Annotated in this window: 27 protein-coding genes; 7 read left to right on the top strand and 20 right to left on the bottom strand. The window is 63.4% G+C overall.

What is annotated here, in order from left to right:
* Positions 1 to 135: 135 nt before the first annotated feature.
* Positions 136 to 567 carry a nuclear transport factor 2 family protein gene (locus IU514_RS08280; RefSeq protein ID WP_194930824.1) on the top strand — a complete coding sequence of 144 codons (432 nt, stop codon included), beginning with the start codon at positions 136 to 138 and terminating at the stop codon, positions 565 to 567.
* A gap of 229 nt (positions 568 to 796) precedes the next feature.
* The gene (locus IU514_RS08275; RefSeq protein WP_194930629.1) at positions 797 to 1,351 is read left to right on the top strand and encodes a hypothetical protein; all 555 of its coding nucleotides are present in this window, start codon (positions 797 to 799) and stop codon (positions 1,349 to 1,351) included.
* Between the two features lie 169 nt (positions 1,352 to 1,520).
* On the opposite strand, the gene IU514_RS08270 is transcribed toward IU514_RS08275, so the two are convergent.
* From IU514_RS08270 to IU514_RS08250, 5 genes are all read right to left on the bottom strand, one after another.
* Positions 1,521 to 2,624, bottom strand: a complete 1,104-nt coding sequence (locus IU514_RS08270; RefSeq protein ID WP_194930628.1) for a hypothetical protein — start codon at positions 2,622 to 2,624, stop codon at positions 1,521 to 1,523.
* A gap of 12 nt (positions 2,625 to 2,636) precedes the next feature.
* Positions 2,637 to 3,218, bottom strand: coding sequence for a lipid-binding SYLF domain-containing protein (locus IU514_RS08265; protein WP_228760578.1), 582 nt, complete (start codon positions 3,216 to 3,218; stop codon positions 2,637 to 2,639).
* Positions 3,219 to 3,511: 293 nt separating this feature from the next.
* The gene (locus IU514_RS08260; protein ID WP_194930627.1) at positions 3,512 to 4,522 is read right to left on the bottom strand and encodes a HupE/UreJ family protein; all 1,011 of its coding nucleotides are present in this window, start codon (positions 4,520 to 4,522) and stop codon (positions 3,512 to 3,514) included.
* Positions 4,519 to 5,397 carry a peptidyl-prolyl cis-trans isomerase gene (locus tag IU514_RS08255; protein WP_194930626.1) on the bottom strand — a complete coding sequence of 293 codons (879 nt, stop codon included), beginning with the start codon at positions 5,395 to 5,397 and terminating at the stop codon, positions 4,519 to 4,521. The genes IU514_RS08260 and IU514_RS08255 overlap by 4 nt, the downstream gene beginning before the upstream one ends.
* A gap of 12 nt (positions 5,398 to 5,409) precedes the next feature.
* Complete coding sequence (locus tag IU514_RS08250) at positions 5,410 to 7,332, bottom strand: DUF3604 domain-containing protein (protein WP_194930625.1); 1,923 nt, start codon at positions 7,330 to 7,332, stop codon at positions 5,410 to 5,412.
* Positions 7,333 to 7,976: 644 nt separating this feature from the next.
* On the opposite strand from IU514_RS08250, the gene IU514_RS08245 reads away from it, so the two are divergent.
* A complete protein-coding gene (locus IU514_RS08245) occupies positions 7,977 to 9,176 on the top strand; it encodes a patatin-like phospholipase family protein (RefSeq protein WP_194930624.1) in 1,200 nt (399 codons plus the stop codon).
* Positions 9,177 to 9,351: 175 nt separating this feature from the next.
* Here the strand turns inward: IU514_RS08245 and IU514_RS08240 are convergent, their stop codons facing one another.
* Positions 9,352 to 9,786 carry a GNAT family N-acetyltransferase gene (locus tag IU514_RS08240; protein ID WP_194930623.1) on the bottom strand — a complete coding sequence of 145 codons (435 nt, stop codon included), beginning with the start codon at positions 9,784 to 9,786 and terminating at the stop codon, positions 9,352 to 9,354.
* 404 nt (positions 9,787 to 10,190) lie between these two features.
* Positions 10,191 to 10,916, bottom strand: a complete 726-nt coding sequence (yczE, locus tag IU514_RS08235; RefSeq protein WP_228760577.1) for a membrane protein YczE — start codon at positions 10,914 to 10,916, stop codon at positions 10,191 to 10,193.
* On the opposite strand from yczE, the gene yczR reads away from it, so the two are divergent.
* Positions 10,915 to 12,366: a MocR-like transcription factor YczR gene (gene yczR, locus IU514_RS08230; RefSeq protein ID WP_194930622.1), complete on the top strand. Its 1,452-nt coding sequence runs from the start codon at positions 10,915 to 10,917 to the stop codon at positions 12,364 to 12,366. The two genes, yczE and yczR, sit on opposite strands and share 2 nt — an antisense overlap.
* A 164-nt stretch (positions 12,367 to 12,530) precedes the next feature.
* Here yczR and IU514_RS08225 read toward each other — a convergent pair whose 3' ends face one another.
* The 4 genes from IU514_RS08225 to IU514_RS08210 all read right to left on the bottom strand — a co-directional run bounded on the left by IU514_RS08225 (position 12,531) and on the right by IU514_RS08210 (position 16,095).
* Positions 12,531 to 13,028 (bottom strand): hypothetical protein, encoded by a 498-nt coding sequence (locus IU514_RS08225; RefSeq protein WP_194930621.1) that lies wholly within the window; start codon positions 13,026 to 13,028, stop codon positions 12,531 to 12,533.
* A gap of 104 nt (positions 13,029 to 13,132) precedes the next feature.
* A complete protein-coding gene (locus IU514_RS08220; RefSeq protein WP_194930620.1) occupies positions 13,133 to 14,884 on the bottom strand; it encodes a tetratricopeptide repeat protein in 1,752 nt (583 codons plus the stop codon).
* A 415-nt stretch (positions 14,885 to 15,299) separates the two neighbouring features.
* Positions 15,300 to 15,803 carry a nuclear transport factor 2 family protein gene (locus IU514_RS08215; protein ID WP_228760576.1) on the bottom strand — a complete coding sequence of 168 codons (504 nt, stop codon included), beginning with the start codon at positions 15,801 to 15,803 and terminating at the stop codon, positions 15,300 to 15,302.
* Positions 15,804 to 15,876: 73 nt separating this feature from the next.
* On the bottom strand, positions 15,877 to 16,095 hold the full coding sequence (locus tag IU514_RS08210) for a hypothetical protein (protein WP_194930619.1): 219 nt from the start codon (positions 16,093 to 16,095) through the stop codon (positions 15,877 to 15,879).
* A gap of 273 nt (positions 16,096 to 16,368) precedes the next feature.
* On the opposite strand from IU514_RS08210, the gene IU514_RS08205 reads away from it, so the two are divergent.
* Positions 16,369 to 16,950 carry an ester cyclase gene (locus IU514_RS08205; RefSeq protein WP_228760575.1) on the top strand — a complete coding sequence of 194 codons (582 nt, stop codon included), beginning with the start codon at positions 16,369 to 16,371 and terminating at the stop codon, positions 16,948 to 16,950.
* A gap of 66 nt (positions 16,951 to 17,016) precedes the next feature.
* Here IU514_RS08205 and IU514_RS08200 read toward each other — a convergent pair whose 3' ends face one another.
* The 9 genes from IU514_RS08200 to IU514_RS08160 all read right to left on the bottom strand — a co-directional run bounded on the left by IU514_RS08200 (position 17,017) and on the right by IU514_RS08160 (position 21,546).
* A complete protein-coding gene (locus IU514_RS08200; RefSeq protein ID WP_194930617.1) occupies positions 17,017 to 17,316 on the bottom strand; it encodes a hypothetical protein in 300 nt (99 codons plus the stop codon).
* Between the two features lie 323 nt (positions 17,317 to 17,639).
* Positions 17,640 to 17,861 carry a hypothetical protein gene (locus IU514_RS08195; protein WP_194930616.1) on the bottom strand — a complete coding sequence of 74 codons (222 nt, stop codon included), beginning with the start codon at positions 17,859 to 17,861 and terminating at the stop codon, positions 17,640 to 17,642.
* Positions 17,858 to 18,283, bottom strand: a complete 426-nt coding sequence (locus tag IU514_RS08190; protein WP_194930615.1) for a VOC family protein — start codon at positions 18,281 to 18,283, stop codon at positions 17,858 to 17,860. Before IU514_RS08190 ends, IU514_RS08195 begins: the two co-directional genes overlap by 4 nt.
* A 20-nt stretch (positions 18,284 to 18,303) precedes the next feature.
* A complete protein-coding gene (locus IU514_RS08185; protein WP_194930614.1) occupies positions 18,304 to 18,756 on the bottom strand; it encodes a helix-turn-helix domain-containing protein in 453 nt (150 codons plus the stop codon).
* Positions 18,757 to 18,830: 74 nt separating this feature from the next.
* Positions 18,831 to 19,184 carry a DUF3147 family protein gene (locus tag IU514_RS08180; RefSeq protein WP_194930613.1) on the bottom strand — a complete coding sequence of 118 codons (354 nt, stop codon included), beginning with the start codon at positions 19,182 to 19,184 and terminating at the stop codon, positions 18,831 to 18,833.
* Positions 19,185 to 19,255: 71 nt separating this feature from the next.
* Positions 19,256 to 20,080, bottom strand: a complete 825-nt coding sequence (locus tag IU514_RS08175) for a S1 family peptidase (RefSeq protein WP_194930612.1) — start codon at positions 20,078 to 20,080, stop codon at positions 19,256 to 19,258.
* A 416-nt stretch (positions 20,081 to 20,496) separates the two neighbouring features.
* A complete protein-coding gene (locus tag IU514_RS08170) occupies positions 20,497 to 20,910 on the bottom strand; it encodes a hypothetical protein (RefSeq protein ID WP_194930611.1) in 414 nt (137 codons plus the stop codon).
* A 70-nt stretch (positions 20,911 to 20,980) separates the two neighbouring features.
* The gene (locus IU514_RS08165) at positions 20,981 to 21,253 is read right to left on the bottom strand and encodes a hypothetical protein (RefSeq protein WP_194930610.1); all 273 of its coding nucleotides are present in this window, start codon (positions 21,251 to 21,253) and stop codon (positions 20,981 to 20,983) included.
* Between the two features lie 89 nt (positions 21,254 to 21,342).
* A complete protein-coding gene (locus tag IU514_RS08160; protein WP_194930609.1) occupies positions 21,343 to 21,546 on the bottom strand; it encodes a hypothetical protein in 204 nt (67 codons plus the stop codon).
* Between the two features lie 319 nt (positions 21,547 to 21,865).
* Here IU514_RS08160 and IU514_RS08155 point away from each other — a divergent pair, with 319 nt between their 5' ends.
* Both IU514_RS08155 and IU514_RS08150 read left to right on the top strand, forming a co-directional pair.
* Positions 21,866 to 23,017 carry an FAD-dependent oxidoreductase gene (locus tag IU514_RS08155; RefSeq protein ID WP_194930608.1) on the top strand — a complete coding sequence of 384 codons (1,152 nt, stop codon included), beginning with the start codon at positions 21,866 to 21,868 and terminating at the stop codon, positions 23,015 to 23,017.
* A gap of 176 nt (positions 23,018 to 23,193) precedes the next feature.
* Positions 23,194 to 23,349: a hypothetical protein gene (locus IU514_RS08150; RefSeq protein WP_194930607.1), complete on the top strand. Its 156-nt coding sequence runs from the start codon at positions 23,194 to 23,196 to the stop codon at positions 23,347 to 23,349.
* Positions 23,350 to 23,416 lie beyond the last annotated feature (67 nt).

Raw genomic sequence — 23,416 nt, 5'->3', positions numbered from 1 at the left:
CCTTCCGAGGATCGGATGGTGCCGTGGAAGCGAATGACCGCTCTGGGCCCGAAGCGGTCCTTCACCCGGAGCCGGGTTCGGCATTAGGCTGTCGCCTGCTTTCGTGTCCCCACACACAAGGAGTGGCCCGTGTCCATGATGAGTCTGGTGCTTGCCGCTGCAGCGGCCACGAGCACCGTGTCGCCTGCCGCAATTGACCCGGCCACCCGCGCCGCACTCGAAGCGACTTGCTTCGACTATGTCGACGGTCAGCTGGAGGGCGATCCCGAGCGTGTCGCCCGCTCGCTGCATCCCGATCTCGCCAAGCGACGCGTGCTGGGCGACACCCCGGACGAACGCCTGGGCCTGCGTCGCATGAGCAAGGAGGAACTGGTTGAACTGACGCGGCAGGGCGCGCTGAAGACGCCGAAGGAGCAATGGAATCGCTCATGCACCGTGTTGGACGTCGCCGGAAGTGCCGCGGTGGTGCGCGCGGAAACCCCATGGTTCGTGGATTTCTTCCATATGGGCAAGTTCGGCGATCGCTGGATCATCGTCAACGCGCTTTGGCATTCGAAGCCCAGGTGAAGGCCTGATCGCTCCTGACCGTCGAAACGGCGCGCCGACTGTCTGCTACTGGCCGAAAGCCGCTCTTGAATGCGCCGGCGTCCCTCGCCTGGGCGCCGCCTCTCCTGGGGCGGTGCCCTGCCGTGGCCGGATAGGACGGTGTAGTTACGTTCGGCTGTAGACGGGTGGCAGCCTGGAAGCACGCAGGGTTGGCGTAACCAGCCCCACGCTATCGAACGGGAGAGGAACGATGACCAAGTGGATGACACTGGGATGTGCCGCAGCCGTGGTCTGCGGCTACGTAGCAGTGGCGCATGCGCAAGCCGTGGCGGCCGCGGCGCCCACGCCGACGCCGGTGGCCGGGACCGCCACTCAAGGCGATCGCCTGGTGCTGGCGGATAACGAGTCGTTCCTGATGCCGCTGGACGACATGAAGAATGCCCACCCGAGCTACCCGTTGAACCTGCTCGGCCTGAACTTGCCGCCCCGCACCGTGTGCCTGAGGGTCGGCATCGACGCGAAGGGCGCCGTGACCGCGGTTGCCAAAGCGCCGACCTCGGAGTTCTGTCCCGCGGGCACGGAACCCGAGTTCCTGGCCGCGTCCGAAACGGCGGCCAAGACCTGGAAATTCGACCCCGCGCTGCGCTGTGTCTTTCGCAACGTGGAAGACAAGAAGCGGGCCGTCGCCAGCTGCACCGGCGGCAAAGGCATTCCGGAGGCGGTGACCCTGGTCTATCGATTCCGTTTCGAACAGATCGATGGAAAGCCCAAAGTGCATGTGATCACCGCGCAGCGCGCCTCGTGACAGCCTGCCTGGGCATGGACGCCCATCTGCTGTGACAGTGCCTGGTCCCCGAACGTAAGCGATCAGGATCTAGTCACGCGCACTTCCATGTCTGCGATCGGCCAGTAGCGGACATTCGGAGCGCCTGAGCTGTTTCTGCTCGTAAGCCGCCTCGTCAAACGTCAGCAAATCATCGCGCCGGCACCGTCACCACCGGCGCGGCCGAACTCTGGCCGGTTTCAGCCAGCGAGAACAGGATCAGCAGGAACGTGAAGACGCGCTTGCTCGCGATATCGGTGTCATCGATCCAGTACCAATAACCCTTGTATGGCACCGCGGCGTAGGCATCCGCCGGCGGCTCCGTACCCGAACGAATGCGCGCAAGCGCGGACGCCTGCGCATCGCCCGCTTGCCGTTGCCCGGACAATGCCCGCCCGTCCGCCATATGCGGGGCCGGCAACTCGACGCCGAAACCCACCTCCAGCATCAGCTCCAGCATCGAACGGCTGTGCATGGCCACCTCGCGACGGTTGCGCGGGACCAAGCCGTAAGTGACCTCTATTTCGCTGATGCCTTCCTCCAGTCCCAGCAATTCCCTTACGCGCCGTACGTCGTCGCTCGGCCCCGTGTCGGCGTTTCCCTGCCGCAGCACGATCACGACAGTGCTGCCGTCCTTGCGGGTATCGATTCGGATGCCGAGGCCGCCCGCACGCTGAATACGGGAGAACGCCTCGACCAACTGCCGAAAGCCGGCGTCCGCGCCAACTCCGGCAGAGTCATTGCGCAGTCCGTTGAGCGAGCGGACCACGGTCGGCAGCACGAGGTCCGCCGGCCAACCACCCTGCAGCAGTTGGAAGACAGCCACCGGCGGAACCGGCTGGAGCATGGACTTGGTGAAGCGGTCGCCCTGCACCGGCTGGTACGTCACCGTCGGCGTGTTGGACCACGTGCCCTCGGCGTCCAGTCCGAGAACATTCGGGTCCGTTCGGCTCGGAAGCGTCGCCTGCGCGCCCATCCTCCCCCCGACGGAGTAGCTGTTGATGACGGAAGCGACGTCCAGGAATACCGGCGCGTCGGCATAACGCAGGCGCACCACGTTCAACAACGTCTGGCGCTTCCAGGATTCCGCGATCACCTGTCCATAGTCCATCCGGTCCGTGGTGATCCGCTCGGGAGGCACGCTCGCGCAACCAGCCACCGCCAGCAGCGCAAGAACGCCCGACGGCCAGCGTTGCCGCCGCGGCGCAAGCGGGATGCCGTCGGCGGGGTATGTCACGGTGAACTCCTCCTTCAACCTGCAAAGTCTTCAGTTCAGTTCGTCATCCTTGTAGTACTTGCTGCCTTTCACTGTTATCTCGGCGGCGAGTCCGTCATCGGTGAGCTGGTAGAGCCAGACGCCGGGCTTCACTGAAGCCGCCCCGGCGAAGCCGCCACCCACACCCGCAGCGCGAGCAGTGAAACCGGCCTGGCCACCGAACTCCAAACCCTGGTTGATGAAGTTGTCCAAGGTGCCGGGGGTCTCGAATACCCAGATCAGATAGAACTTCTTGATGCCTACGCCCAGCCCTGCCTGGGCTTCGACCATCTTCATGAAAACTTCCTTCCTTGTACGGTTGGCCACAGCGATCCCATCGCCCTTTCCGCCCCCCGCCACAAGAATCTTTACGCCGCGGTTGTTGAACACCGCGTAGCCTGCCGCCTTCTCGATAACACCCTTGGCGTCAGGTTGTTCGCGATAGAGGCGCTCGAGTGCGTTCCGTGCCATGGCCCTCACGTCCGCGCGTTCCTGTTCCCTGGAGTCACTCGCGACGGCCATGGAAAAAGCCGACGCCAGCAGTATCAGAACAATCGGCTTCAGGAGTCTGGTTGCAAAACATGGCTTGTTCATGGCAGTTCTCGATTGCACGAATGATGATGGCCACGATGGGTTGTAGCCAACGCGACCGGCTTGGCCTACTTCTGGGCTAACGATCGAACAAAACCCGGGGGCCATCACACCGAAATTTCAGTTCAAGCCGAGACCCTCGAAAGACCCATTTAAAGTGGAGCTCCGGCAGGAAGTTGACTCGAAGGTATGTGGTCCCGATCGCGTTCGCATCGACGCGGACCAGCGCTTGTCTGGCGTCGTAGCGCTCCGTAACGATCCCGAAGGCAAGGGCCAGGATGAGTCCGGTCCTATGTTCAGAATCCGGAAATCCGGTCGATCGTCCAATAAGCGGCAACACTGCCGATTGCATACACCGGCACCTTCCAGCTCCAATCATTACGCGGCAATCGGATGCGCCGCGCGCCTGTCATCACCGCCAGCACGGCTGAGATGAACAACAGTTGCCCGACCTCTACGCCAACATTGAAGAACAGCAGCGCAACCGGAATCGCATTGATCGGCAGCCCGACTTCGCTCAGTGCACCGGCAAACCCCAAGCCGTGCAACAAGCCAAACAGGAACGCCACGATCCACGGCTGCCGATAAGTCAGACCCGGACGACCGGCGCGTGCATGAATGATCTCGGTGGCCAGGAACACGATACTGAGCGCGATACTGGCCTCCACCGGAGGCGGCGGCACATGCACCCATCCGAGCGTGGCGGCCGCGAGTGTCAGGCTGTGTGCCGCAGTGAACGCGGTGATGGTCCAGAACAGGCGACGCGCGCCGTTGACCAGGATGACCAACGCCAGCACGAACAGCAGATGGTCGATGCCAAGCAGGATGTGCTCGACGCCAAGCCCCAGGTAGGTCCGCGCAACGTCCCAGCGCCCGGGCGCTGCCTCGATCACGAACTCGGGCGATGCCGGCACCACGCGGATGTGCTGGGTTGTGCCGTCCAGCCTCTCCAGACGCACCAGCACGTCGGTGAGGGTCGCCTGAAGTCCGGCGATCCGAACGGAAGTGCCATCGAGCCCGCCGGCGCGGCGCACGCGCCACCTCTGGACAAAGGCGTTGCTGACGAACGACATGCGCTGCGGGTCGACCGTGGTCGTGCCAGGTGCGAACTCGACATCCAGTGCGAGTCGCTTGTCCTCGCCCAAACCCGGCACCTTCCACAGCACGTCGTAGGTTTCTGCATCGGTCTGGCGCAACTGCAGGTAGGCTGGGCGCGCTTCGTGCGCGAGCGCCGGCACAACCAACAGCACCAGCAGGATGGTCAGCAGAAGATCCTGCAGCACCCGCCCGCCGCCGCGGCCTTTCATTGCCGTATCCCCGCAACCCGACCGGACGCGCCGCCACCCCGGGCCGGACGTTCGACCGTCACTTCGTACCGCTTGCGCAGTTCCGCATAGAAGCGTTCGTTCAACTGCTTGCGCTGATCGTAGATCCATTCACGACGAACCTCGCTGCGCACGTCCCGCAGAGCCGCTGCCCTGCCGTCGTCGCGACGATCGATTCGAACCAGATGCACGCCGTAACCCGACGACACCGGCCCCTGCCACGCCTGGGTCGGCATCGTGCGCAACGCGGCTTCGAAGCGGGCGCCAAACAGGCGTACGACCTCGCTGGCCGTGACATCTCCCAAGCGATGCTCCAGCAGCATGGGGTCACCGATCCCGCTAGCATCGGCCATTGCGCCAGCCTGTTGCAGCTCGCTCAGCACGCTTGCGATATCGTCCGCGAGACGCGGGCCATGCCGCTGCGGATTGAAGTAGACCTGTTGAAGGCTGTAACGGGTTTCGGCCCGGAATCTGTCGGGATTCGCCTGCAGGTATTCCAGCAATTGCGCATCGCTCGGCTCGGGCACTTGGACCACGTCCTCGGACACGAACTCCAGCTTCTGCATCAGCCGCCGCCGGACGATGGTGTCGTCCTGGTCCAGCCCCAGCGCCTTGGCTTCGCGGTAGAAGATTTCCTCACGGATCGCTTCTTCGATCAGACCCTCGAGTTCGTGCGCCTCGGGTGGTCGCTGGTGGATCCCCTCGAAGCCGGCCACAAGATGGGCAACCCGACCTCCTGTAATCCGGACCTGGCCGTCGGCGCCGCCGCCCCGGGAGCCCACCCAGCCGTAAAGCACGAACAGGCCGGCTCCCAGCAGCAGGAAGTGCAGTAACGGCTCGCGTAACAGCTTGTGCATGCGGCCTCTGCGTCATTTCGCAGGCGTGTACCAGATGGGAGACGTGTACGCGCGCTCCTGCGTCGTCATCGGCACTTTCTTGTCCATCTTCGCGTTGAAGCGCTTGGTGTCGTACGCCGTCCAGCGAGGCGTCGGAATCTCGATCACGCGAACGTAGTAGAACGCCCTCAGCGTGGGATCGAAGTCCGGGTCCTGCCACATCCGCATGAGTTCGGGCGAGCCGATGGTGTTGGTCCATGTGGCATTGGCGAGGTCGACCGTGTTGCCCACCGGCGGCAGCTTGCCGTCGGCGCCGGGCTTGCGGTCGCCTGACCACGCCACGTCGTAGACCTTCTCCTGCAGGGCACCCTTGGCATCCATCCAGCCCTTGACGACCTGGACGCGATCGAGGTTGCCGCCTTCCGGGTCCTTCATCGCCGCGACGAGGAACGTCGGCGATTCTCCGGCTGCTGCCGCCTTGAGGTCGCCGCCCATTGGCACGCCCTTGGCGTAACCGATTGCCGCGACATCGCCCTTCGCGTCGGCCTCTGCATAGTCCCAGCCGCCGAAGAAGCGCACGGTCATGCGTGGCCCGGTGGTGGCGTAAACCTCCTTGCGTTGCATGGCGTCGAACAGCGATTCGCGGGTGTTCTCCTTCGCCCACACCGCCGCGTACCCGGAGGCGGTCTGTTCCCAGCCCAGGATCACGCCCTTGTCCGTCTTCATGAACGGATGCTTCCAGCGCTCCGGGCCGGGTTCGTTCGTGGCGGTCTTTCCCCAGAAATTGTTGTCGTCGGCGGTGGATAGGGCGGTGTGCGCATCGGTGCTGCCGACCAGCCCGAACTTGTAAGGATTGGCGCCCAGCTTGCTTTCGATCATCAGCCCGTTCTTAAGCGCCGAGCGCGCGTACTCGAACTCGAGCATCGATTTCGTCTTGGCTGCCGACATGTCGAGATTGCCCTTGTCCCAGCGTTCGAAGTTCGCGAACTCGTCGTTCGGGGAAAGGAATGGATGGGACTCGCCATCACCCTTCATCTGGGTGACCTCGTAGATTCGCTCCCTGCCGGCGCGCGTTTTCGCGTACTCGACATCGAAGGGCTTGTTGCCGTCGAAATCATCGACCAGGGCGAACATCGTTCCGTTGCTGAGGTTGCCGTTGTGCGGTATCGCCAATACCTGGCCACCGGTCTTGGCCTCATAGGCGGCCATCCATTTCCACAAGTCCCTTGGATTGGGGCTGCCCAGCGGCGGGTAGGTGGTGAACGGTTCCACCTGGCGGGCCCTGTCGCCGGCATCGCGGAAGACTACGTTGCGGTGCAGGTTGTTGCCCTTGACGATCGATGTCCATTCGTAGCCGATGAAGGCAGTGAACTTGCCCGGCTGATTGGCCTCTTCGGCTGCCTTGATTGTGGCTTCCCACGCGGAGCGATAGCCAGGCGTTCCGGGGTTGTACTGGACTTCCTTCGGGAACGTACCCTTCGAAAAACTCTGGATGATGGCAAGCGCCGCTTCCATGCCCTTTCCCGCCTGCATCATGTCGTACCAGCTCTTGGCCATGGGATTGGCCAGCAACTCGGGCTTTCCCGCCTTGAGATCTGAGATCAACCCCATCTGGTCGGAGTGGTCGGACACAACCAGAAAGTCGAGGGGGCGGGACAGCCGGGCCTTCTGCCCGCTGGCGCCGGTGACCTCCTCGCCCTTGGCGAAGCGATAGGCATCCGCTGGCAGGAGCAGTGCGCCTGCAGCACCTGCATCCAGGGACATGCCGGTGTGCAGGTGGGTATCACCGAAGAACACGCGCGTCGGATAATCCGCAGTGGCCACTGCCGCTGGCGCGGCCGCCTCTGGAGCCGCAGGCGCGGCGGCCTGTTCCGGTTGCTTGCGGCTGCATCCCGCCAGCAAGACGACAGACATCATTCCAACCAGCACGGTGGTTTCGAGTTGCGCACGTTGCATGGCTGCTCTCCGCTGGCCGCAGAAGGGATATTCCGTGAACATTTCGTTCACCGCTTCGATCGCCAGGGGGCTGGCAAGCCCCGACTTCCCGGAACGAACATGCCTCACGGCAAGGCAATTCCTTAGCCTGCAATGTTCAACGCAGGCGATCGTATTTTCGGCCATTTGCCACGCTTCCAGATCGACGTCACCCTTTTGATGGACGTCACCCTTCTGATGGACTGAGCATCACCGGCGCGACTGCTGGCGATCGTCTGTCAAACAATGTCGCGCTGCGGTGCGCCCATGCGGTGCTCTGCACCCAAATCGGCGGTGACAAGCGGCCGAGGAGCGGCACGCGCAGGACTGAATCGGAGGTCCGTGAAGTCTCCCGAGAGCGAGATCAGTTCGAGTGCGCCCGGTTAGCCGTGACAACCAAGCGCCAGGCCACCATCACTGGCGCATAACGCCTGCAAGCGTTGAGTGCGAATGGTTTTGTTCTTGAAGTAAGCCAGGGTGGCCGGTGAATAGAGTTGGTGTCCGCTGACAGCGCGGCTCGGCCCTGCTCAGCCGACGTTGGTGGCGTCGCCGCTGGGAGCGGTGGTGCGGCACATGGGTAGTGCAGTCCGGCGGGAATTTGAATTGCCCCTGTTGGAGGCCAGGCCATGAGGCGCAGCGCACTATCGATCCTCTTCGCAGTGACCGCAGCGTGCGCAGCGCTGTTCCTCCAGGGGTGCGCATCGCCTGGTCGACAGAAGGCGGTGCCTGCAGAAGCTACCTTCAAGGCCGAAATTCCGGGCATGCCTGGCGTGCGATATGTAATGCCGGAGGATATGCCCGCGGTTTTCAGGGACGCACAGGAAGCTCTCGCCGCCGAGCTGAAAGCCCGCGCTGACACCGGGGCGACGGGACCGCTGCCACCCGTCAGCTTTCTCGCCGTGTCGGGTGGCGGTGACAACGGTGCCTACGGCGCGGGACTGCTGAATGGGTGGACCGCGGCGGGCACCCGCCCGGAGTTCAAGCTGGTGACCGGGATCAGCACCGGCGCGCTGATCGCGCCGTTCGCCTTCCTGGGGCCCAGATACGACGACGTGTTGCGCAAGTTCTACACGAGCATTACGTCAGACGACATCCTCGAGGAACGCAACAAGTTGTCTGTCCTGTTCCAAGACGGACTAGCCGACAACGCGCCACTGAAGCGGCTCGTCCGCAAGGTCGTCACTGCGGAGATGCTCAAGGAGATTGCGAGCGAGCACGCCAAGGGCCGTGTCCTGTTTGTGGCAACGACCAACATAGACGCCCGCCGTCCGGTCGTCTGGAACATGACCAAGATCGCCGCGAGCGGCCACCCGGACAGCCTGGAGCTGTTCCAGGAAATCCTGGTCGCGTCGGCGGCGATTCCGGGTGCGTTCCCGCCGACCATGTTCGATGTGGAGGTTGACGGTCAGCCGTATCAGGAGATGCACGTTGACGGCGGCGCGTTCTCGCAAGTGTTTGTATATCCCGCCGCGCTCGAACTGAAGAAGGTAGGCATCGAGGCGGGCGCCGATCGCGGCCGCACGCTGTACATCATCCGCAACTCAAAGGTGATGCCGGACTGGTCGCAAGTCGAACGCAAGACGCTCCCGATCATCGGGCGCGCGATCGCATCGCTCATCCAGACGCAGGGCATCGGTGATCTTTACCGCATCTACGCCATTTCACAGCGGGACGAGGTGGACTTCAACCTTGCTTACATTCCCGAGAGCTTCAACGCGCCGCACAAGGAGGAGTTCGACACGGCGTACATGCGTGCGTTGTTCGACGTTGGCTACGAGCAGGCATCGAAGGGTTATCCGTGGGTGAAACGCCCGCCCGGAATGTGATCCACCTGGGCCCGACCAGCAGGCCCGCCTATAGCTGAGCGATGTCCGCTTAGGGTCGAAAGCGGACGGTCACTGATGTAACGGCCTCACTCGCACCGCACGCTTCGGCGCGCCGTCACGGTGCTCCCTTCTCGCCGCGGCCCGCGGCCGAACCGGAATCGGCCCGCGCGCAGATTCAACTTTCCGGAATTACCGCAGCAGCGAAGGGCGCAAGCACCGTCCAACCCAGGTTCGCATAGAGGTTGCGGCCATCTTCTGTCGCGACCAGGAGTTGCGGACTTTCCGGGGATTTCCTCGCAGATCGAAGAGCGGCCATCACCGCGACGCCCAATCCCTTCCGCCTGTGCTCCTGCGCAGTTTCGATTCGATCGTAAATGAAGACATCCGCAGTTTCTGCGGCGCATCCGCTTGCGGCCAGATCGCCATTCGATGCGATGACGAAAGCTCTGGTGACAGGCCCGTCCTGGTGAAGCTCCATCCTGTAGCCTTCCGGCACAGGCTTCGTATCGAGGGCTGCCTCTGTCGCAATCATGAAATGGTTCGCGGGCTGAACTTCCCAGCGAGCTGGCAGCGAACTTCGCAGTTCCTCGTCCGTGCCGCACAGCTTCAAGTGTGCCTTGGTGCCACGACGTCACGTGCGATTTCCCGCAAGCCGTCGCATAGCTGTGGGAATACCCAGCGTTTCACTTCCTTTTCCGAGCGGGTATCCACTCGGAATCCCCCGCGATCGTGGACAGGAGGCGGGGAGCCGCGAGCGATGGAATGCGCCGCTTGCCAGGCAAAAACGAGCTTCTGATCGACGTAGGACATGGTCATGGCGGATCGCATGGAGGGCTCGGTCGGGTCGCAGGCTGCTGCGTGCTGTGCCATGCCGACGCAGCCGCGACGTCCCGTGACTGTTGACTGGATCATTGTCCCGTCTCAGAAGCCAAGACGCGACCGCAACTGCATTCACCGGCCCACCGTCCCTGTTCCATGTCCGCTACCGGCCAGGAGCGGACATTCGAGGGTCTCTCATGCCTCGGCCGGCGCCTCCAGGCGCAGCACCAGATAACGCATGAAGAACTGCGTGATCGGCCCCACGCATAGCGCGAACACGACAGTGCCCATGCCGACGGTGCCGCCGAGCACCACTCCCATCGCGAGCACCACGATCTCGATGCAGGTGCGCACCCGCTGGATCGACCAACCCGTGCGGCGCGCGAAGCCGGTCATCAGACCATCGCGCGGCCCGGGACCGAGTTGCGCGCCCACGTAGAGCGCAGTGGCCAGCGCACAGACCACCACTCCACCTGCCAGGTAGGCGCAACGTAACGGCAATGACTCGGGCGCATCCAGCATCCGAAGATTGAAGTCAGTGAAAGGCCCCAGCAGCAGCGTGTTGGCGACGGTGCCGAGCCCGGGCATCTGCCGCAGTGGGATCCAGAGCAGCAACACCGCCACGGCGACCAGGACCATGACCACGCCGAGTGACAGCGGAAGATGCAGCGTCGCGCCTTGGTGGAACACAACCCACGGCGAGCCGCCGAGCGCGCTTTCCATCAACAGCGCGTTGGACACGCCGTAGAGCCACAGGCCAGCCAGCAGACGCACGACACGTTCGGGCAGGCGGCCGGCCCGGAGTTGGTCGAGGGGGCCGAGATTGGCCAGTCCAAGGGGGGAGGTATTGGGGTTCATGGGCGCCAGTATCTGGACGATTGGCACTTCCACGTAGATCCAATTGGGCCATAGTGGCCTCATGAACCGATCCCTGACGCCAGAACACTTGGCCACTTTGATCGTCCAGTTCCCGCGCAAGCCGGCCTACCGTGGGCTCCGCCAAGCCCTGCAGGAACTGATCGGAGACGGCCGTATTCCCCTCGGCACTCGCTTGCCCAGCGAACGGGCGGTGTCGCAGGCGCTCGCCGTCTCGCGCAATACGGTGACCCGCGCCTATGCGGACCTGGTCGCCGCGGGTTTTGCGACCGCGCGCCAGGGTGCGGGCACGTTTGCCGCCGTTCCTGAGGAGCATCGGCGCGCGCACGAACACTCGCTGCGCTCGCTCGCCAGCGGGCACGCGCCCGAAGGCGCCATCGACCTTAACTGCGCCGCTACGGCCGCCATTCCGGGCATCGCCTCGGCTTACGAACGCGCTCTCGAAAGGCTTCCCAGCTACCTGGGGAGCGACGGCCACCGTCCCACCGGCCTGCCGACCCTGCGCGCCCTGATCGCGCAGATGTACGCGCGGCGTGGATTGCCGACCGACCCCGAACAGATCATGGTCACCTCCGGCGCGCTGGCGGGCACGGCCGTCGTCGCACGCGCACTGTCGCGACCCGGCGACCGGGTGATGATCGAATCGCCGGTATACCCCAACGTCATCGAAGCACTGCGCCTGGGCGGCGCGCGCCTGGTCGCGTCGCCGATGGGCGATGCGCTGGGCGAGGAAGGCTGGGACCTGGACGGCATCGAGGCCACGCTGCGGCAGACGCGGCCGCACCTGGCCTACCTGATCCCCGACTTCCAGAATCCCACCGGCTTCCTGATGCGCGATGACCAGCGCGCACGCTACGCCGCCGCGCTGCATGCCACGCGCACGACCCCGGTCGTCGACGAATCGCTGCAGGCCATCGCACTGACGGACGTCGGCATGCCCCTCCCCTTCGCCGCACACGCACCAGGCGCCATCACGATCGGCAGCGTGTCGAAGTTGCTGTGGAGCGGATTGCGCGTCGGATGGATCCGCGCACCGCACGACCTGATCGATCGGCTCATCAAGGCCCGATTGCAGCTCGACCTGGGCACGGCGGTTTTCGACCAGTTGGTGGTCACCGAACTGCTGGACGACAGCGATGTCATCGCGATGCGTCGCGCGCAACTTCGCCAACGCCGCAATGTCCTGGCCCACGCTATCGGCGAACGACTGCCGGACTGGCGTTTCCGCCTGCCCGAAGGCGGAATGACACTGTGGCTGCAGTTGCCGGGTGGCAGCGCTACGCAACTGGCGGCGAACCTGGAGACCGTTGGCGTCCACGTCCCACCCGGCCCGATGTTCAGTGTCGAAGGCGGAAACGATCAGTGGCTGCGCATCCCCTACGTACGGCCGGAAGAGGAGTTGATCGAGGCCGTCCGGCGCATCGCGGATGTCTGGTCAAGAGCGCCGGCCCGGACTTCGCGTCGCGCGGAAAGCTCGCGGATGGTCATTCTCTAGAACGTGCTTCCTTTAGAGCCGGCTTCGCGGGGCTTCTGCCAGTGACCGCTATCGGCCATAAGCAGACATTCTGGGGGATTCGCCCGTGCGGGCGAATCACACGGAGCTGCGGAAACAAGAAGCCCGCAACAAGTGCGGGCTTCTTTGCGTAACGCATTGCCGTGTCACGGGCACTCGGGTCCATCGTACGACAGTGCCGACGGGTTGGTCGCCGACGAAATGCCGTTGGTCACATCCGTCAACCTGATGTCGGTGAAGTCGACGGAGACCACGCCCACGCGCTGGTTGCCCGGGCAACGTAGGGTGCCCGGCGGTGGAAGGATGACCAGGAAGTCGGAGATCCTTCCGTTCTTGTCGATACCGAAGGTGCCGCCCACGGAGACATTGGCCAGCACGTCTTCCTTGTTCGAGGCGGCCGGGCAATTGTTGCCGCGGTTGACGCACTGGTAGCGGGCTGCGGCCGTTGCGCTCGCGACGTAGTCGACGGTGCCGTCGGGGTTGCCGAGGCCGACTTCGATCCAGCTCACGATGACCTTGGGCGAGCCGAGCTGGGCGCTGGGGGCGCGCAGGAACCGAACGCCAAGGGTGGCGAGGGCTGCTGTCGTGGTCAGGGCCAGGGCCAAGGCCAGGCCGAGCAGCAAATGCGAACTTTTGATCTGCATGTTGCCCTCCGCAGCGCCGGATGGGGTCGGCACGCAGTCCCGAGAGAAAACGCTGAAATCTCGCCGTTGCGAATCCCCCAGCCGGGTGAGGCTGACCCGCTGCGTCAGGTCTCCGGCTTCGGCACCTCGATCCGGATGGCCGCGAGCTGCTCCGGGGCGTATCCGATCTTGCGCAGGAAGGGCAGCCAGCGCGGATCGTCGCGCAGCGGGTCGCTCAGAACGTCGAAGGCCACCGACGTAACGGCGGGGTCGCGGATGCTTGCGGCTTCTTCCAGCCACATGAATGCGGCGTCGCGATCGCCGCGATAGCTGTACACCAGCCCGACCAGCGCCGGTTGCTCTTTGCCATAGGCGCGGATCAGCTCCTGCGTTGCCGCCTCGGATTCGCGCGCGCGACCGAGCGCATGGAAGGCGAGTGCCCGCAGTTGGAGTTTCGAAGCTTCGTCCGGCTCCGCTTCGATTTCACGCAATGCGCTCCGCGCGTCCCGCTTGCCCAACAGCAGCGACGATGCGATGCCGGTGTGCGCGCCAACAAAGGCGGGGCTGAGGCGCAGCGCGGAGCGGAAGTCCTCGATTGCCGCATCCCATTGCCGCGCGTAGTAACGGGTGATGCCGCGATTGTTGTAGGCCGTCGGATTCGCGGGATCGTGCGCGACGCGATAGTCGTACAGCGGCAGGGCCTCGTCGAAGCGACCCACGTTGCTGAGCAGGATGCCGAGGGTATTGATGGCGACGAGGTTGTTCGGTTCGATCTGCAATGCGCGCCGGTTGAAATCGGCAGCCGCCTGCGCGTCGAAGTCGAAGTCCGCGGCCAGGCGAGCCAGGCCGGTGATGGCGATGACGTTTTTCGGATCGATGCGCAGCGCCTTGTTCAGCGCCTCGCGCGCCAGCTTCGCCGCTTCCGCCGGCGGCAGCTCGCTGTAGATGGACTGATTGACATAAACGCGTCCAAGGCCCGCCCACGCGCGCGCTTCGTTCGGTGCGATGGACAGTGCCTGCTTGAACACGAGCAGCGCCTGCGCGCGTCCCTCCTTGCTCTGCTGGTCGAGCAGGGCCTGCGCCTGCAGCACCAGTGCGTAAACCCTGGGATCCACGGGCGTGACAGTGGGCCCCTTCAGAAGCTTGATCTTCAGTTGGTCCACCACGGACGCGGCGATCTCGTCCTGCACCTTGAAGATGTCGTCGAGGTTGCGGTCGTAGGTCTCCACCCATAGCTGCGCGCCGTCGGTGGCGCGTACCAGTTGCACCGAGATTCGGACGCGATTGCCCGACTTGCGCACGCTGCCCTGCAGGATCGACGCCACGTGGAGGCGGCGCGCAATCTCCGGCACGGCGAGGTCCTGGCCCTTGAACGCGAAGCTCGACGTTCGCGCGATCACGCGCAACTCCGGCACTTTATTCAACACGTTGAGCAGCTCCTCGGAAATACCGTCGGAGAAGTACTGCTGTTCCTTGTCGGTGCTCATGTTCTCCAGCGGCAGCACCGCGATCGAGGGGTCCTTTTCGATCGTCGGGATGTCGGTGTCCACCGCCGTCCCGGAGGCGACCGCCGACTCGGACGTCGAGCGCATCGTCTGCCACAACCATGCGCCGCCCACGACCACGACGATCGCGATCAATGCGACCTCCAGGCGCGTGACCTTCTGTTGCCCGCGCTCGCCCTGGAACCATGCGATGACCAGCGTGAGCAAGAACCCGAGCACCGAAAGCGCCACGCCAACGCGCATTACGGTGGGTGACCAGCCGTAGGTGTCGGACAACAGGCCGACGCCCTGCAACAGGGCCCACGCGACCGCCGTGTAGCCGAGCACCCATTGTGCGACTTTGCGTTTGCGCAGCTGGCGGATGGTCAACATGGCCGTGGCGATGGCTCATTCGGGCAACGCGCCCCCGCTCCCGAAGCAGGCGCCACGGTGGGTGTCGGTCATCCCGATGCTACTTGGGGGATTAAGAACTAGAACGCAGCCAGCGGCCTGAATGGGCCGCCGCCGCTCGAGGCCACGAGCGGCCCCCTCCCGATGGTCCGAGTGAGGCGGGGCGAAGGCCCGGGAAGGCTGGCGAGGTTGAGTGGTCTTGGGTCCGGACCGTAGCCGGCCCCCGACACCACCTGTTCAGTCCGATCTGTGGGCATTCGCGAATCGGCGCAAGTCCGCTTTGGGTCGGAAGCAGTCACTTCGAAGCGATCGACTCGCGCGATGACCCGGTCATGCGACCGTTGGGCTGGTGGTGGTGGCGCGCAACCGCCATTGCGCCTTGCGCACTACGTGCAGGCTAGTCGTTTGGACGATGCCCGTAGCTCAGGACGCGGGTGATCTTCCAGCGTCCGTTCTGGTTGTGCCAGACGATGACGAAATCGGCCATTCCTTCGCACTTGCCACTGTTGAATTGGCAGAAGCGATGTGCCCCCTGCGCCACGGCGCCGTAGTCCTTGATCGGGAACACCTTCAAGGTTCCCGGAACGAGCTCGCGGCGGAACTTTCCGCACACATGCTTCGCGGTGTTCTGGAGCATTTTCGTCCGCGACCAGGTGACGCCGCCGGTGTCGTGATAGAACTCGACGTCCGATGCGAAGTAACCGGCATGCCGGTCCAGTTGCGCGGGGGTGCTGCAGAGGTTGAACGCGTCGAACACCGCGGCATCGAGTGCAGCGACGGTGTCCCGCAAGGAACCGGCCGGCTGCATGGCAGGTTGATCGTCACTGCTTCCCGCCGCGGCTGCACCCGACATGGCCATGGCCACCAGGGTGGCAGCCATCACTGACATCAACGTCTTCATGCTTACGTATCCCTGTATTCGGTCGATCTTGGGTGGTGTCCTGCCTGCGATTTGCGCACATCGGGCCCGGGGCCTACGCGGGCACCGGCTGTGGACGCCAGCCCAGAAGACGGGCCGGCAGCGTCAGCAGCGCATGCAGCAAAGCGAACATCGCGGAGAACGTGATGCCGACCAGCCGCAAAGGCAGGGAAACCAGCCACACCAGCGGCCACAGGACCAATGCCAGCAGCGCTAGCGGCCAGCACAGCACCAGCAGCAGGCACCAGGCCAGCAGGGCGATGAGGGTTTTCACGAGTGACTCGCAGGACGATGCCGGACATCCGGCAGAGGTCAGGCTGCGATCGCCCGGCGCCGGCGCGCAACCGTCATGCGACGAATCGCGGAATGGGCCGACGGAACCGGGATTGTGACGATGGCCGGGGGACGCAGGGCCGCTCGAAGCGGGCACCGGTACGGCCATCGGCCAGTGGCGCCCCCCATGCGCGACGGAGGCGCGGATGCGCTAACGCGGCTTTAACGGGTTCGCGCCAATCCTGACGCCCCACTCTCCACAGGGAGAATGAACATGAAGCGCGAACGTGTGCCGGTTCTGCTGGCGGTCGCCATCACAGCGCTCGCCGCCAGTGCGCAAGAATCGCCGCCCGTCTCCAGCAAGTGGCCCAGCACCAAGACTGGCCAACCAGCACCCAAAGTCAGTGGCATGCCGCCCGAACTAGCGAAGAATCTGGCGAACTTCGACGACCTCGACTTCCGCGTTTACACGAATCAGCAATGGCAGGACTTGCATAAGTCGCACACCAAGGACGTGATCGTGCATTGGCCGGACGGCCACACGACGAAGGGCATCGAAAAGCACATCGAGGACCTCAAGTACATGTGGACGTTCGCCCCCGACAACCGGATCCAGGAACACCCGGTCCGGTTCGGAACCCAGGACGCCGAATGGACTGCGGTAACGGGTTGGCTTGAGGGCACCTTCACCAAACCGATGGTTCTCCCTGACGGCAAAACCATCCAGCCCACCGGCAAGGCTTACCGGATTCCGATGGCAACCATCGGCCATTGGAACAAGGACGGCATCATGTTCGAGGAGTTTCTGTTCTGGGATAACGGTGAGTTCATGAAGCAGATCGGGCTTGGCGAATGAGCTCGAGGCACTGGCAGTTCACACCCTGAGTCTAGGGAGTGACGCCCTACCTGGCGAAGAGGGGCGTCAACTGGCGAGCACCTTCTCGGTGACCTGCCAATGCTCGCCGTCGCGAGCAATCAGACCCTTCTCTTCCAGGCTGCGCGCGGTTCCGTCGGTCAAGGCTTCCCTCTCCCATTTGAAAACCGGTCGACGCTTCAAAAGCGTGTATAGCGCGGCGCGTTCGATCGGGGAGAGATCGAGGTCATGCAGGCGCATCGCCCCGCGCGACACTCTCGTTTCCAGATCCGAAAGCGCTCCGACCGAACTCGTGACTGCACCAGGCCGAGGGCCTGCCAATCCGGTTCCCGCAGCAAAGCTCAGCATGTCGCCCCCTAAACAAACCTTCGCGTGTGTAGGTTCGTCCTTGACCGCCTTCCGTGGGACGTGTCGCCACTCAGGCCACAACCCCACGCCATCAGCTTAGGCACAGCCGGCTTCGACTCTTTGTGGCGGCAGTCACTAATCCGTCACATCCAGTGCAGGTATCGGATCGGCGGGGCGCAAAGACCCGCGGCCGGGAGGGTCACCGCCCCCTCACCTGCCCGTCCATGCCACCAGAGTTCGAGCTTCCGCTTCCGGCCAGAAGCGGACACTCGCCAACGTTCGCGAAATCAGCGGCGCCCGTAGGCGACCGCTGCATTGACTTGTCAGGTAGGAGGCCGGCTCCGCCGCTTGGCGGTGTACGGCAGCGCAAACAGGTAAAGACCGGTGAGCAACTGCAGGAAGAGCGGCGGTAGCGGCGAGTAAGTCAGCCACGCCGGAGGTTCGCCCGACGCCACCGCCCTGAAAACGAAGTTGGCGACTACGGCCAGCGTGAAAACGATGGACACCCAGCGATGACTCTCCCGAGTCCAAAAGCTCACGCTCATTGCGCCCCCCGCGGCTTTGTGCGCGCTTCGATCATCTTCCATCCATTTCCAGACGGATCGCGAAAGCCTGCATCCACCGCACCGTAGCGATCCACGGGCTCCTGCGTGAACTCCACACCACGTGCGCTCAGCCGTTCGTGGGCGGCACGGCAGTTGTCCACCACCAGCACCAGCGGTGGCATGGCACCCTTGGCGACGACCTCATTCAGGGCCTGTGCGGTCGCCGCGTCATGTACCGGCGGCCCCGGCTTGAACAAGCCGAGCTGGAATGAGGGTTGCTCCGGGTGCTGGACTGTCAGCCAGCGATAGTTGCCATTGCGAACGTCCGTGTGGACACGAAAACCCAGCTTCTCGACGTAGAACGCAAGCGCTTCGTCCTGGTCCCGAACGTACAGACCCACCACATCCACACCTTGAGTCATATAGCCTCCGTTGGTTGAGGCTAGATCTTCTCAACTGCCTTCGCCCGTCGCTTCTCCGAAACTGCGATCTTGAGGTCCGGACGGTGGGCGGCGCGCACCATGCACTCCGGCACATGCTCTCGCCCGTGCGGCGCGGATCGCTCGCGTGCCCGGAGATTCCCGGGACTCTCGCCAGTGATGTCGTGAAAGACGCGGCCAAAGGTGCCAAGGCTCTTCCAGCCGGTCTGGAACGCGACCTCCGTAATGGAAAGATCGGTGTCGCGGAGCAGCGCAACGGCCCGCTCGATACGGCGAGTAAGCAGGTAGCGGTGCGGAGGGGCGCCGAACGCGTCCTTGAACGAGCGCGCGAAGTGCGCCTCCGAAACCGCGCTCACCTGCGCCAGTCGGCGGATGGGCCAGTCCTCATGGGACGCTCCATCCATCCGATCTTTGGCACGCAGCAATCGTCGCAGTAGTTCGGGACTCTGGGGCATGCTCCCTCGCGTCTAACGCCTGAATTGAGCCGACCCGTGAAGCGGCTTCCCAATGAATGAGTTATCAGGCCGGTTCACGGCAGCAGTTGGATGCCGAACTGACGGACCACAAGCGCAAACAAACCAAAGCACAGGACCGTGATTCCGATGCTGGCCAGCATGGTCAGCCAGAACCCGAGGCGGGGCAGCAGCACCGGGAATGCCAGGAACATGGGCAACGTAGGCAGTACGTACCAGAACGTGTACCAGGCATGGTTGGATATTTTGGCTTGAGGCTGCTTTTCGACGTAGAGCCAGATGAGTGCCAGGAACGTGACCAACGGAAGGGCCGCGATGAATCCTCCCAGCTTGTCGCTGCGCTTCGCCGCCTCCGAAACGATCACCACCACGGCAGCGGTGAGCAGGTACTTGGTGATAAGCCAGCCCATAGCCATCTCCGAAACGGGCCTGACGCCCAGATTATGCCGAGCCGCGAAGCGGCTTCGGCTTGAACGAACTGTCAGCCCCCGGCTTGCGCTTGCGAGGACATGTTGCTTTCGATCCAGCCCATGTAGTGGCTGATCCGGACGTTGCAGCTAGTCTGACCATACAGCCCCTGGCGCAACGTCCTGACATCACCTTGGGCGACCGTCCAGGAAGGAAGACCGGCCAGCAACCATTGGCCGTTGACTTGAATGAGTGCAGCGCCGCCGCTGTCTCCGTTACCGGTCATTCCCTCAAGGGGTAATGCCGATGGCGCATTGTCGAACACATAGCAGAACCAGCGGTCATGAGCGCTGGTGATCTTGTTGAAGGCGCGACGAAGCTCGGTGCGGTGGGAGTCATGGTTTCCGTACCCAGTAGCTCCGGTACCTGTGGCGCCCTTTCCTATGATCTTTGCAATCTGACTTAGCTCGTCATCGCCTTTGTAGAGTGCCGCAGGAGAAACGTCGGTTACGGGCTGCGACAGCTTGAGAAGCGCAATGTCGTCCGACGAGGCGAGCAAAACCCTTATCAGAGTCGCGTCCCCAGTGGCTAGCGCCTGGTTGATCAGCTCTTGCGGTGGCTTCCTGTATCCAGGATGTACTACGAGGCGCTCCACATCCCGGGGGACCCCGTTGATAAGCACTTCCTCGATCTCAGTTTGCCATGTGACCGCATGGGCAGCTGTAACCACCCATTGGGGCGCGATCAGTACGCCGTGCCCCTCACCAGGCATATCGACCAGAGCAGGAAACTCCGATGTCGGAACCCGATACTTTGAATCATCAAGGTCATGCCGGATCACGATAGCGCTGGCGCTTGAAGACACTGCGAGAAGTGCCATCAGCAGAAGTCGAGTCATGTCTGATTCCTTTCAAAGGGGGGATAACGCCTGAATCAAGCCGAGCCGCGAAGCGGATTCTCTTGAATGCATGGTTACGCGTCTAGAAGATGACTGTTGGGTACAGGTCTACTAGAACTCCGTCCCGAAAGACGGCGTAACCCTGAGCAGATTTGTTGGTAAAGGCGCGCAGCTCATCGCCTGGCTTGATACGGCTCTTGAACCTTACCCAAGGTCGGTGCGTCGCATAGGCTGGTCCAGGCTCAGTTTGCGCCGCCGGCACAGGCGACTCGAACTGCCAGCCGAGCTGCTGCAATTCCTCAATCTTTTGCGGCTGGGAAAGGTAAGCAGCTCGTTCCACGCTGATGCATCCGGCGCAAGCTGAGGAAACCAGCAACAGGATTGCGAGGGAGATGGGATGCCGCATAGCGCCTGACTTAAGGGGAGCCGCGAAGCGGCTTCGGCTTGAATGAGTTGTTTGGTCCCTCTACCCGGTAGCTGGCATGCGATTCGATCCACAGGCCGCGAGTTGAGGGATCTTGCAGCGAGTTGGGCGGAGAAGAGAAAAGCTCCAGATGCACCACCTCTCGCTTGGCCCAGCGAGCACCTACGTACCGAAGACGCAGAACCAGAAAATTGCCTTGCGCCCCGTCAAACGTTATCGCCTTTTCCAGTTGGACTACAGCGGCGGGTCGGCCGGCATCGCCTGGAATGAAATCAACGCACAGGCCGAAGTAGGCGCTCTGCCCGTTGAGCCATCTTGGCTCCATGTCGTAGCCACCTTCTAGCCGCACACGATCGCCAACACGAAGGCGGCGGCCGAAAAGGTTGGCTATGAATGAAAGTGCCATGAGGCCCTAGCGCCTGAACTAAGGGGAGCCGCTAAGCGGCTTCGGCTTGAATGAATTGTTAGGCTGAAGGTTAGTCGGCTCGGAACGCATGCTTTGCCCCCCGCCTGGAAAGCCAATGCCCGAAGGCCCAGTAAGCCATCCCCACTACAATCCAGAATTTGAAATTTACCCGATCCCGTGTAAGCCAGGCGAACCCAAGGCAAAGCGGCAACGATGCCAAGGTAAAGCCGGTGAGATACCGGAGCGCTGCCAAATGTCCGCGGCGCTTGGCTTGGAGATAGACGCAGGTCATCCCCGTCACGAAGAACATTGACAGGCAGATGTTCAAGATCAGTTTGAGCATGCTCAAGTTCCTGCAGCCTAACGCATGAAGTTAAGCCGAGCCGCGAAGCGGGTTCGGCTTGAATGAATTGTTTGGCCGCAGCCAGCTACTCACAGCACATGCTCCTTGATTGCATACAAGGACATGGCAATTGCCGCTGCGCCAAGCACAACAGCCGGAGTTCCCGTGACGGTAAACGGGCGCCCAGGCTCGATGGCTGGACGAAAGGTTACGCGAATACTTCGGGTATAGATCGCGTTGGCGCCGTACAGAATGCCGATGACGCACATCGCAAAATAGATGAACTTGAACATTCTTCCCTCTGCGGCCTAACGCCTGAATTAAGGGGAGCCGCGAATTGCATCCGGCGCAACACCCGCCGAATGGGGTCTGATCCGTTGATTTGACGTGAGGCTACGGAACCCGAGTCCGGCTAACAAGCCGACGTATATCCGGACTCACCGGGTCAGGCGCCGGATGGATGTCCACTGTGGGTCGAAAGCCGCCAGTGAACAGCTTCTGCCTCCTTCCGACTCCGGAGGCACGCGGCTCACCACATGCAGGTGCCCCTGAGAGTTTGCGGTTTCGCTGCTATCGTGACCTCAGCCGTTCCTGCCGGGAGGCGTCAGCTCCATGAGCAAAACCTACGACGCCGTGGTGGTTGGCGCTGGCGTGTTCGGCGCATGGACCGCCTGGCATCTGTTGCGTGCCGGTCAGCGGGTGCTGATGGTCGACCAGTATGGGCCGGCGAGCGCACGCGCCAGTTCCGGTGGAGAAACGCGGGTGATCCGCATGGCTTACGGGCCGGACGAGATCTATACCCGTATGTCGCAGCAGTCGTTGCTCGGCTGGAAGGACTTTTTCGCACGGATCGCGGAGCCCGGGCTGTTCCGGGAAACCGGTGTGCTGTGGCTGGCCACCGCCGAAGACGTGTCAGCCGCGAAATCGGTCGAAGTGCTGGCCAGGAACGGCATCCGGCACCAGGTGCTCGATCACTACGAACTCGCGCAGCGCTATCCGCAGATCGTGGTTCCGCCGTACTACTCGGCCATCTTCGAGCCAGATAGCGGCGCACTGTTCGCGCGTCGCGCCGTGCAGGCCGTCGTGGAGGACAACCTGCGAGCCGGGGCCGAGCTTTGCATCGCCGCGGTCGATGCTCCGCTCGGCGACACGCATCTTGCGGAAATCAGGACCCATGCGGGCGAAGCGATCCGCGCCGACCGCTTCGTGTTTGCATGCGGTCCGTGGCTGGGCCGCGTTCTGCCAGACGTGCTCGGCGGGCGCATCTTTCCCACGCGCCAGGAAGTGCTCTATTTCGGTACCGCTCCGGGCGACCGCCGCTTCTCCTCGCCCACGCTGCCGACCTGGCTCGATTTCAAGTTCGACTACTACGGAATTCCCGATGTCGACGGTCGTGGCTTCAAGCTCGCCCACGATGCGCACGGCGAAGCCGTCGATCCCGACACGCTCGAGCGTCTGCCCAGCCCGGCCCGGATTGAGCACGCTCGCGAGTTCCTGGCCCGGCGCTTTCCCGCGTTGGCTGCGGCACCGCTGGTCGCTGCCGAGGTCTGCCAATACGAGAACACATGGAATGGCGACTTCGTCATCGACCGCCATCCGGCGTTCGACAACGTCTGGATCGCCGGCGGAGGCTCCGGCCACGGCTTCAAGCACGGACCAGCGGTAGGGGCGCATCTGGTCGAGCGCATGCTCGAGGATGCGCCGCCCGAGCCACGCTTCAGCCTGGCCACGAAGCAGGACGTGCAGAAGCGCGAGGTTCACTGAAGTTCGGCGCGAAAGACGCCTCGTATTTCCCCAGTTATCACCGGCGAACCCCTCCGGCCAAAGCGGCAGTGCGCCCAGGTTCGACCGGGGTGGCAGCCCTCCAGCGCCGTTGCCGCTGTCCGGGGCGTTCGGCGTTGTTCAAAGTGCGGGGGGGGGCCACCCACCGGGGTGTGGACATGAAGAAGCGCGAAGCGTCGTTGTTCGAAGATGTCGTGGAGTTCCCGCCCAAGGCCCAGGAGCCGTCCGCGTGGGAACGCTTGGCAAGATCGTTCACACTCATCTGGCTGACGGCGACCAGGCGATGGGTCAAACAGGCGAAGCCCGCCGACTGACCATCGCGTTCTGCTTCCGATGCGAGCAGATTCCGGGTTGCCTCCTGCAGGCAATCCGGCGCGATAG

The sequence above is a fragment of the Lysobacter niastensis genome (assembly GCF_015453285.1).
GTDB lineage: Bacteria > Pseudomonadota > Gammaproteobacteria > Xanthomonadales > Xanthomonadaceae > Lysobacter_J > Lysobacter_J niastensis.
The sequence above is the reverse complement of the archived record's forward strand: the minus strand, read 5'-3'. Positions and strand labels throughout refer to the sequence as shown.